At 65.7% G+C, this 7439-nt stretch carries 8 protein-coding genes; 7 read left to right on the forward strand and 1 reads right to left on the reverse strand.

The annotated features are described in order from the left end of the window. Positions 1 to 13: 13 nt before the first annotated feature. Positions 14 to 235: a hypothetical protein gene (locus ABIB80_RS16520; protein ID WP_157643098.1), complete on the reverse strand. Its 222-nt coding sequence runs from the start codon at positions 233 to 235 to the stop codon at positions 14 to 16. Between ABIB80_RS16520 and ABIB80_RS16525 the strand changes: the two genes are divergently transcribed. From ABIB80_RS16525 to ABIB80_RS16555, 7 genes are all read left to right on the forward strand, one after another. Continuing rightward, entirely contained in the window at positions 222 to 800 is a 579-nt protein-coding gene (locus tag ABIB80_RS16525; RefSeq protein WP_354127968.1) for a UCP034077 family protein, read from the forward strand. The genes ABIB80_RS16520 and ABIB80_RS16525 overlap by 14 nt on opposite strands. A 71-nt stretch (positions 801 to 871) precedes the next feature. Beyond that, positions 872 to 1456: an NnrU family protein gene (locus tag ABIB80_RS16530; protein WP_007609254.1), complete on the forward strand. Its 585-nt coding sequence runs from the start codon at positions 872 to 874 to the stop codon at positions 1454 to 1456. Positions 1457 to 1535: 79 nt separating this feature from the next. Then, positions 1536 to 3128, forward strand: a complete 1593-nt coding sequence (locus ABIB80_RS16535) for a class I adenylate-forming enzyme family protein (RefSeq protein WP_354127958.1) — start codon at positions 1536 to 1538, stop codon at positions 3126 to 3128. A gap of 168 nt (positions 3129 to 3296) precedes the next feature. Then, positions 3297 to 3950 (forward strand): tetratricopeptide repeat protein, encoded by a 654-nt coding sequence (locus ABIB80_RS16540; protein WP_354127959.1) that lies wholly within the window; start codon positions 3297 to 3299, stop codon positions 3948 to 3950. A gap of 26 nt (positions 3951 to 3976) precedes the next feature. Further along, positions 3977 to 4528, forward strand: coding sequence for a hypothetical protein (locus ABIB80_RS16545; RefSeq protein ID WP_354127960.1), 552 nt, complete (start codon positions 3977 to 3979; stop codon positions 4526 to 4528). 104 nt (positions 4529 to 4632) lie between these two features. After that, entirely contained in the window at positions 4633 to 6015 is a 1383-nt protein-coding gene (der, locus tag ABIB80_RS16550) for a ribosome biogenesis GTPase Der (protein ID WP_007592067.1), read from the forward strand. Next, positions 6012 to 7268 (forward strand): TCR/Tet family MFS transporter, encoded by a 1257-nt coding sequence (locus ABIB80_RS16555; protein ID WP_007592065.1) that lies wholly within the window; start codon positions 6012 to 6014, stop codon positions 7266 to 7268. The genes der and ABIB80_RS16555 overlap by 4 nt, the downstream gene beginning before the upstream one ends. Positions 7269 to 7439 lie beyond the last annotated feature (171 nt).

Here is a 7439-nt window from a genome sequence, read left to right on the forward strand (position 1 = left end):
CTCCGTCCGCTCCTCACCCTCCGCTGTCATGCCCCGGCTTGACCGGGGCATCCAGTACGCCGCGGCTTCCCGGCTCAATCACAGACGTCCCGGAGTACTGGGTCGCCCGGTCAAGCCGGGCGACGACACCGAGGTTGAACGCGAGCACGTGAACGCCGGCGATCTTGACGTTGTCGGAGGTAATGCCACGTTTTACTCTTGCGGTATTGTGAGATCGCATGATGTGGCGCGGCATCCTTGTTTTTCTCCTGCTGGCGATCTCGATCGTTGCCGCCGACGCGCGGCCGCGACAGATCAACCCAATTCCGTTTTCGCACGAGCCATGCAGTGTGCTCGACGGCCGGCCCTGCACGCCATCCTATTGCAGCCCGCTCGAGCCTGGTCCCTGCATTCCCGAGATCGACTATTCCTACGGGCAGAACCTCCAGCTCACGATCCAAAGCGTGCCAGCGGACGCCGATCGCGCCAAATACCAAAAGCCTAATCACGATCTCGATACGATCGGCGATCTCTTCGCCGAGCTGCGCACCTGCTGGTCACCGCCATCGGACAATGCCCGCGCGGGCATGCAGATCGCCGTGCGTTTCAGCTTCAACAAATCGGGCGGCCTGATCGGCCCGCCGCGCCTGACCTATGCGACCGCAGGCGTCCCCGCCGAGACGAGAACCACCTATCTCAATGCAATCAATTCATCGTTGAACGCCTGCCTGCCGCTGAAATTCACCGGCGGTCTTGGCGGTGCCATCGCCGGGCGGCCGATCGCGATCCGGTATGTCGACAATCGCGAGATCGGCAAGTAGCGCATCAGTTGCGACCGGCGGCCAATCGATGATACGCCATGGGCTGGGGCGCTGGTTGAGGGGAGAATCTCGTGGGTCTGCTGGTTATGATCCTGGGGCTTGCGCTGTTTTTTGCGGCGCATGTGTTCACGACGAAACGCGAGGCGCGCGCGCAGGCCATCGCGAGACTGGGCGAGGGGACCTACAAAATCCTCTATTCGCTTGCCTCGCTCGCGGGGCTCGCGCTGATCATCTGGGGCTTCGCGCATTACCGTGCGACGGGCTGGATCGACGTCTGGTATCCGCCGAAGGCGCTGAAGCACATCACGCTCGCGCTGATGTTGCCCGCGGTCATCCTGGTGGTTGCGTCCTATCTGCGCGGCCGCATCTATGCGACGCTGAAGCATCCGATGCTGGCCGGCATCAAGCTGTGGGCGGCGGCGCATCTTCTGGCCAATGGCGATCTCGGCTCCATCATCCTGTTCGGCTCCTTTCTCGGCTGGGCGGTGTATGATCGCATCACGCTGAAGCGTCGCACCGATGGCGGCGGTCCGCCGATTCCGGTGGGCGGCGTCACCAACGATCTGATCGCTGTGGTGGTCGGAATCGTCGCTTATCTGGCGCTGGCGTTTGCGTTCCATCCGGTCGTGATCGGTGTTCCCGTGATGGGCGGCTAGCCGATCAGCACAAGACAGGACCGCATGCCCTGCGCGGAAAGTGACAAGGTAACAAGAGCAACAAGCCAAGGTCATTCCGATGGACTGGTCGCATTCTCAGATCCCGCCAATGCGGTTCGAGGCGCGCTTCGGCGATCGAGTCGTACCGGCATTTTGCGATCGGCCGTCGAGCCTGTGGGCGATGATTGCGGACGCGTGCGCCCGCAATCCCGACGGCGAAGCGCTGATCTCAGGCCATGTCCGGCTGAGCTGGCGGCAGGCCGCGGAGCAGGCTGCGCGGATCGCAGCGGGATTTCGCAAGCTCGGATTGCAGCGCGGCGATCGTGTCGCGATCCTGCTCGGCAACCGGGTCGAATTCCCGCTGCTGCTGTTTGCTGCCGCGCATGAGGGGCTCGTCACGGTGCTGCTCAGCACACGGCAGCAGAAGCCGGAAATCGCCTATGTGCTCGCCGACTGCGGCGCCAAAATCCTGATCCACGAGGCGGCGCTCGCGGAGCGGCTGCCGGACGTGCGGGATGTGCCCGATGTGATCCACCGTATCGCGGTCGATGACGATCCGGCTCGGTCGCATTTCGCGGTGCTCGTCGACAGCGCGCCGGCCTCGGCGCCGATCGAGACGAGCGAGGAGGACACTGCGATGATCCTCTACACCTCGGGCACGACAGGCAAGCCGAAGGGCGCGATGCTGGCCCATTGCAACATCGTCCATTCCTCGATGATCTTCGTGTCCTGCCTGCAATTGACGGCGGCCGACCGTTCGATCGCGGCAGTGCCGCTCGGTCACGTCACCGGCGTCGTCGCCAACATCACGACGATGATCTGCTGCGGTGGCGCGCTGATCATCATGCCGGAGTTCAAAGCCGGCGAATATCTCAAGCTCGCCGCGCGCGAGCGCGTCACCTACACGGTGATGGTGCCGGCGATGTACAATCTCTGCCTGCTCCAGCCCGATTTCGAGAGCTACGATCTGTCGAGCTGGCGCATCGGAGGCTTTGGTGGCGCGCCGATGCCGGTTGCCACCATCGAGAAGCTCAAGGCGATCATTCCGGGCCTCGAGCTGGCGAACTGCTACGGCGCGACCGAGACGACATCGCCGTCCACGATCATGCCGGGCGAGTTGACGGCAACCCACATCGACAGCGTTGGCCTGCCGTGTCCCGGTGCGCGCATTCTGGCAATGGGCGCGGACGGGCGTGAGCTGCCGCCCGGGGAAATCGGCGAGCTCTGGATCCAGAGTGCCTCCGTCATCAAGGGCTATTGGAACAACCCAAAGGCCACGACCGAAAGCTTCACCAGCGGGTTCTGGCATTCCGGCGATCTCGGCTCGGTCGACGCGGAGGGATTTGTCCGGGTGTTCGACCGGCAGAAGGACATGATCAACCGCGGCGGCCTCAAGATCTATTCGGCCGAGGTCGAATCCGTGCTGGCCGGCCACCCGGCCGTGGTCGAGAGCGCGATCGTCGCCAAGGCGTGCCCGGTGTTGGGCGAACGCGTTCACGCCGTGGTGGTGGCGCGTGCGCCGGTGGACAGCGAGGCCTTGCGCGCCTGGTGCGCGGAGCGGCTGTCCGACTACAAGGTCCCGGAGAGCATGATGATCACAGCGGAGCCGCTGCCGCGCAATGCCAATGGCAAGGTACTGAAGCGGCAGCTGCGGGAGCTGTTGGGATCCTGACCCGGGGAGGCGGTCTCTCCGGGCTGTCCCGGGTGGTTAACGCCTTGATCGGGCTCGCTTTGCCTTGCCACCGCCATATCGTTAGGGTACCTCGCCGCCACGTGGGGACGGGATTCCTGACGCGAACGCCTTGGCGCGCGCACCCGGACGGGCATGGGATTAGCATAAGTGTCTGAATTATTTGACGAAGTCGACGAGGAAGTACGTCGCGAACAGCTCAAGAAGCTGTGGGACAAGTATTCGATCGTCTTCATCGCCCTGATGGTGCTGATCGTCGCCGCCGTGGGTGGCTGGCGCGCTTACCAGTATGTGGAGGCCAAGAAGGCCGCCGAGGCCGGCGCCGCCTTCGAAAAGGCCGCCGAGCTGTCCGAGCAGGACAAGCATGCGGAGGCCGAGGCGGCCTTCACCGAGCTCGCCGCCAAGGCTCCATCGGGCTATCGCACCCTGGCGCGGCTGCGTGCTGCGGCCGAGGCGGCGGCCCGCGACACCAAGGCGGGCGCCAAGCTGTATGACGACATCGCCGCCGACCGCAGCGTGGGCGGCGAGTGGCAGGATCTGGCGAAGATCCGCGCCGCCGGTCTCCTGCTCGACAGCGCCGGTTATGCCGACATGCAGCAGCGGCTGGACGCCTCCACCGCGCCCAAATCGACCTTCCGTCATACTGCCCGCGAGATGTTGGCGCTGTCGGCCTGGCGCAACAACGATATGACTGCCGCCCGCAAATGGCTCGACGCGATTGCCGAGGATGGCGAAACGCCGCCCGGCCTGCGCTCACGCGCCGAGGCGCTGCAGGCCCTGCTGCCGCCCGTAGCGAAGAGCTGAGCCGAGAGCTGAGACGAGATACCGATATGCGCCGTACGTCACGCTTGATCGCAGCCGCCGTCCTGATCGCCTTCACGGGCGTGCTGGGCGGTTGCTCCAGCTTCGATCCGAGCGACATGCTCGACTTCCTCGATACCAAGAAGAAGCTGCCGGGCGACCGCAAGCCGGTGTTCCCGGAAGGCGTGCCGGGCCTCGAGCAGGGCGTTCCGAAGGAAATGTACAAGGGCGCGCAGCAACAGCCCGATCCGAACGGCCCCGCCGTCGCGGCTCTGCCCACCGAGCCTCCGCCCGAGCCGGCCAAGCCGGCGAAGGGTGCCAAGGCGAAAAAGACCAGGCAGCCCCCCAGCGCTGCCGTTGCGCCGGCTGAGGCGCCCGCCGGCGAAGTCGATGGCGAGGCCCAGCCCGAGGCCGCGCCGCCCGCGGCCACTCCGGCGCCCAGGCAGAAGATCGTGCGCAAGCGCACCACCGCGCCGCCGCCCGATCAGCCCGTCCAGCAGGCGCAACCGACCCAGACCACCCAGCAGCAAACGCAGGGCGCCTTCCCGGCGCCGATGCCCAGCGGCAGCTTCTCGCGCTAGAGCATGATCCGGAAAAGTGTGAAGCGGTTTTCCGAAAAGATCATGCTCAAACAATTGTCTTCATTTCATTGACAGGCGCGGCTCCGGCAGCGCACGAATGACCCATGTCCTTTAAAATTGCCATTATCGGCCGACCCAATGTCGGCAAGTCGACGCTGTTCAACCGCCTGGTCGGGCAGAAGCTCGCGCTTGTCGATGACCTGCCCGGCGTCACCCGCGACCGCCGCGAGGGCGAGGCCAGGCTCGGCGATCTCGACTTCACGATCATCGACACCGCCGGCCTCGATGAGGGCGCCAAGGGCTCGCTGACCGCCCGCATGCAGGAGCAGACGGAGGCCGCGATCGCACAGGCCGACGCGCTGTTCTTCGTGATCGATGCCCGCATGGGCCTCACGCCCAACGATCGCGCCTTCGCCGATTTCGCCCGCAAGGCCAACAAGCCGGTGATGCTTGTCGCCAACAAGAGCGAAGGCAAGCATGGCGATGCCGGCGCGATGGAGGCCTTCGCGCTCGGCCTCGGCGATCCCATCCAGATCTCGGCCGAGCACGGCGAGGGCCTCGGTGAGCTCTATGATGCCCTTCGAGAGCTGATGCCGGAGCCCGTCGAGGAGGATGACGTCGAGGACGACGAGCCGCTGACGGAGGAAGAGGCGGCCACGCGTCCGATCCGGGTCGCGATCGTCGGCCGGCCCAACGCCGGCAAGTCGACGATGATCAATCATCTGCTCGGCGAGGAGCGTCTGCTGACGAGCCCGGAAGCCGGCACCACGCGCGATTCCATCGCGGTCGAAATCAACTGGAAAGGCCGCGAGTTTCGCGTGTTCGACACCGCGGGTCTGCGCCGGCGCTCGCGGATCGAGGAGAAGCTCGAGAAGCTCTCGGTCGCCGACGCACTGCGCGCGGTGCGCTTTGCCGAAGTCGTCGTGATGATGATGGATGCGCAGAACCGCTTCGAGGAGCAGGATCTTCGCATCGCCGACCTGATCGAGCGCGAGGGTCGCGCCGTCGTGCTCGCCGTCAACAAATGGGACCTGATGGAGAGCAAGGGTGGCGGCGCGATCTCGAACCTGCGCCGCGATGCCGATCATTTGCTGCCGCAGATCAAGGGCGTGCCGATCGTCGCCGTCTCCGGCTTGATGGGCGAGGGCATCGATCGATTGATGCAGGCGATCCAGGATGCCTATGCGCTTTGGAACAGGCGTGTGTCGACCGCGGCACTGAACCGCTGGTTCGAGGAGGCGGTGCAGGCCAATCCGCCGCCGGCGGTGTCCGGCCGACGCCTCAAGCTGAATTACATCACGCAGACCAAGGCCCGTCCGCCGAGCTTCGTGCTGTTCTGCTCGCGTGCGGACGCGGTGCCGCAATCCTATCTGCGCTACCTCACCAATTCGCTGCGTGAGGCCTTCGAGCTGCCGGGCACGCCGGTGCGCATCACCTTGCGCGAGAAGGCCAATCCGTTCGCCCACAAGCGCAAGCGGCCATCGTGAGCAACGAGGCCGGCGAGGCGATGGCGCAGGGCGCTGCGCCAGTCCGGCGCGGTGCGGTCGCCTTCATCTTCGTCACCATCCTGCTCGACATGCTCGCGCTCGGCGTGATCATGCCGATCCTGCCAAAACTGATCGAGAGCTTCGTCGACAACGACACGGCGCACGCGGCCCGCATCTTCGGCCTGTTCGGCACCGCCTGGGCGCTGATGCAATTCGTGTTCTCGCCGGTGCTCGGCGCGCTGTCGGATCGCTTCGGGCGGCGGTCGGTGGTGCTGCTGTCGAATTTCGGGCTCGCGGCCGACTATGTGCTGATGGCGCTGGCGCCGTCGCTGGTCTGGCTGTTCGTCGGCCGGGTGATCTCAGGCATCACCTCGGCGAGCATCTCGACCGCCTTTGCCTATATCGCCGACATTACGCCGCCGGAGCGGCGCGCAGCGGTGTTCGGCAGGATTGGAGCTGCGTTCGGCGCCGGCTTCGTGCTGGGCCCGGCGCTGGGTGGTCTGCTCGGCGATATCGATCCGCGCCTGCCGTTCTGGGCCTCGGCGGCCCTGAGCTTGGCCAATGCGCTCTATGGGCTCTTCGTCCTGCCGGAATCGCTGGCGCCGGACAAGCGCGCGCCGTTCCGCTGGAGGAGCGCCAATCCGCTCGGAGCGCTCCGCCTGCTGCGTTCGAACGTGGTGCTCGCTGCGTTGTCCGTCGTCAACTTCATCGCGCAGGTCGCGCATGTCGTGCTGCCCTCGACCTTCGTGCTCTACGCCACCTATCGCTACGGCTGGGATTCGAAGACCGTGGGATTGACGCTGGCGATGGTCGGCGTCTGCGCCATGGTGGTGCAGGGGCTCGCGATCGGTCCGATCGTGCGCGTGCTGGGCGAGCGCAACGCCTTGTTGCTCGGCCTGTGCTGTGGCGCGGTCGGCTTCGTGATCTTCGGCGCGGCGCCGACCGGGCCGCTGTTCTGGATCGGCATTCCCGTGATGTCGCTGTGGGGCATTTCGGGTGCCGCCATGCAATCGCTGATGACGCGGCTGGTCGCGCCCGATCAGCAGGGCCAGTTGCAGGGTGCGACCGCGAGCGTGCAGAGCGTGTCGCAACTCGTCGGCCCGTTCCTGTTCACGCTGACGTTCTCATACTTCATCGGCGCCAGCGCGCCGTGGCAGCTGCCCGGCGCGCCGTTCCTGCTCGCGGCGGTGCTGATGGTTGCGTGCGTGGCGATCGCGGTGCGGGCGCTGGGAGCGGCCAAAACGGTTGCGTAGGGTGGGCAAAGCGAAGCGTGCCCACCGCCTTGTTCGGTTGTCGAGAGATGGTGGGCACGGCGCTTTCGCGCCTTTGCCCACCCTTGTAATAGCGCGATCAGTTATTCTCGACCTGTTCCGTGAGGAATGGCCTGCCGCGGTTTGCACCCCGCGACAGGCCGCTGATGATCG

The sequence above is a fragment of the Bradyrhizobium sp. i1.15.2 genome (assembly GCF_040548425.1).
GTDB lineage: Bacteria > Pseudomonadota > Alphaproteobacteria > Rhizobiales > Xanthobacteraceae > Bradyrhizobium > Bradyrhizobium canariense.